This window comes from Streptomyces sp. NPDC014623, from assembly GCF_043088245.1.
Taxonomy (GTDB): Bacteria; Actinomycetota; Actinomycetes; order Streptomycetales; family Streptomycetaceae; genus Streptomyces.
In genome coordinates, this window is record NZ_JBIBZU010000054.1 from 1 (window position 1) to 3,223 (window position 3,223).

1 rRNA gene is annotated in these 3,223 nt (G+C 56.6%); it reads right to left on the reverse strand.

Features of this window, described 5'->3' with window-relative positions:
- Positions 1-22 precede the first annotated feature (22 nt).
- A 23S ribosomal RNA gene (locus tag ACF1FZ_RS34930) occupies positions 23-3,147 on the reverse strand.
- Between the last annotated feature and the right edge of the window lie 76 nt (positions 3,148-3,223).

Below are 3,223 nucleotides of genomic sequence, written 5' to 3' on the forward strand. Positions count from 1 at the left end.
AACACAGTGGACGCGAGCAACTGAGGACAAGCCCTCGGCCTATTAGTACCAGTCAGCTCCACCCGTTACCGGGCTTCCACATCTGGCCTATCAACCCAGTCGTCTACTGGGAGCCTTAACCACTCAAGGTGGTGGGAACACTCATCTCGAAGCAGGCTTCCCGCTTAGATGCTTTCAGCGGTTATCCTTTCCGAACGTAGCCAACCAGCCATGCCCTTGGCAGGACAACTGGCACACCAGAGGTTCGTCCGTCCCGGTCCTCTCGTACTAGGGACAGCCCTTCTCAATATTCCTACGCGCACAGCGGATAGGGACCGAACTGTCTCACGACGTTCTAAACCCAGCTCGCGTACCGCTTTAATGGGCGAACAGCCCAACCCTTGGGACCGACTCCAGCCCCAGGATGCGACGAGCCGACATCGAGGTGCCAAACCATCCCGTCGATATGGACTCTTGGGGAAGATCAGCCTGTTATCCCCGGGGTACCTTTTATCCGTTGAGCGACAGCGCTTCCACAAGCCACTGCCGGATCACTAGTCCCGACTTTCGTCCCTGCTCGACCCGTCGGTCTCACAGTCAAGCTCCCTTGTGCACTTACACTCAACACCTGATTGCCAACCAGGCTGAGGGAACCTTTGGGCGCCTCCGTTACTCTTTAGGAGGCAACCGCCCCAGTTAAACTACCCATCAGACACTGTCCCTGATCCGGATCACGGACCCAGGTTAGACATCCAGCACGACCAGAGTGGTATTTCAACGACGACTCCACAACCACTGGCGTGGCCGCTTCACAGTCTCCCACCTATCCTACACAAGCCGAACCGAACACCAATATCAAACTATAGTAAAGGTCCCGGGGTCTTTCCGTCCTGCTGCGCGAAACGAGCATCTTTACTCGTAGTGCAATTTCACCGGGCCTATGGTTGAGACAGTCGAGAAGTCGTTACGCCATTCGTGCAGGTCGGAACTTACCCGACAAGGAATTTCGCTACCTTAGGATGGTTATAGTTACCACCGCCGTTTACTGGCGCTTAAGTTCTCAGCTTCGCACACCCGAAAGTGCACTAACCGGTCCCCTTAACGTTCCAGCACCGGGCAGGCGTCAGTCCGTATACATCGCCTTACGGCTTCGCACGGACCTGTGTTTTTAGTAAACAGTCGCTTCTCGCTGGTCTCTGCGGCCACCCCCAGCTCATGGAGTAAATCCAATCACCGGTGATGGCCCCCCTTCTCCCGAAGTTACGGGGGCATTTTGCCGAGTTCCTTAACCATAGTTCACCCGAACGCCTCGGTATTCTCTACCTGACTACCTGAGTCGGTTTAGGGTACGGGCCGCCATGAAACTCGCTAGAGGCTTTTCTCGACAGCATAGGATCATCCACTTCACCACAATCGGCTCGGCATCAGGTCTCAGCCTTAACGTGTGACGGATTTGCCTACCACACGGCCTACACCCTTACCCCGGGACAACCACCGCCCGGGCTGGACTACCTTCCTGCGTCACCCCATCGCTTACCTAGTACAAGTCTGGTTCGTCGGCTCCACCACTACCCTCAACTCCGAAGAGATCGGGCCGGCTTCACGGACTTAGCATCGCCTGATTCAGTATTGGGCGTTTCAAAGCGGGTACCGGAATATCAACCGGTTGTCCATCGACTACGCCTGTCGGCCTCGCCTTAGGTCCCGACTTACCCTGGGCAGATCAGCTTGACCCAGGAACCCTTAGTCAATCGGCGCACACGTTTCTCACGTGTGTATCGCTACTCATGCCTGCATTCTCACTCGTGAACCGTCCACAACTCGCTTCCGCGGCTGCTTCACCCGGCACACGACGCTCCCCTACCCATCCACACTCCCGTTGGGGATACATGTGTGAATGACACGACTTCGGCGGTACGCTTGAGCCCCGCTACATTGTCGGCGCGGAATCACTTGACCAGTGAGCTATTACGCACTCTTTCAAGGGTGGCTGCTTCTAAGCCAACCTCCTGGTTGTCTCTGCGACTCCACATCCTTTCCCACTTAGCGTACGCTTAGGGGCCTTAGTCGATGCTCTGGGCTGTTTCCCTCTCGACCATGGAGCTTATCCCCCACAGTCTCACTGCCGTGCTCTCACTTACCGGCATTCGGAGTTTGGCTAAGGTCAGTAACCCGGTAGGGCCCATCGCCTATCCAGTGCTCTACCTCCGGCAAGAAACACACGACGCTGCACCTAAATGCATTTCGGGGAGAACCAGCTATCACGGAGTTTGATTGGCCTTTCACCCCTAACCACAGGTCATCCCCCAGGTTTTCAACCCTGGTGGGTTCGGTCCTCCACGAAGTCTTACCTCCGCTTCAACCTGCCCATGGCTAGATCACTCCGCTTCGGGTCTAGAGCGTGCAACTCAACCGCCCTGTTCGGACTCGCTTTCGCTACGGCTTCCCCACACGGGTTAACCTCGCTACACACCGCTAACTCGCAGGCTCATTCTTCAAAAGGCACGCAGTCACGACTGCATGTGCAAGCACATACAGCGACGCTCCCACGGCTTGTAGGCACACGGTTTCAGGTACTATTTCACTCCGCTCCCGCGGTACTTTTCACCATTCCCTCACGGTACTATCCGCTATCGGTCACCAGGGAATATTTAGGCTTAGCGGGTGGTCCCGCCAGATTCACACGGGATTTCTCGGGCCCCGTGCTACTTGGGTGTCTCTCAAACGAGCCGTTGATGTTTCAGCTACGGGGGTCTTACCCTCTACGCCGGACCTTTCGCATGTCCTTCGCCTACACCAACGGTTTCTGACTCGCCTCACAGCCGGCAGACCGTGAACAAGAGATCCCACAACCCCGCATGCGCAACCCCTGCCGGGTATCACACGCATACGGTTTGGCCTCATCCGGTTTCGCTCGCCACTACTCCCGGAATCACGGTTGTTTTCTCTTCCTGAGGGTACTGAGATGTTTCACTTCCCCTCGTTCCCTCCACACTGCCTATGTGTTCAGCAGCGGGTGACAGCCCATGACGACTGCCGGGTTTCCCCATTCGGAAACCCCCGGATCAAAGCTTGGTTGACAGCTCCCCGGGGACTATCGTGGCCTCCCACGTCCTTCATCGGTTCCTGGTGCCAAGGCATCCACCGTGCGCCCTTAAAAACTTGGCCACAGATGCTCGCGTCCACTGTGCAGTTCTCAAACAACGACCAGCCACCCATCACCCCGCCCTGACAGGCGAGTACA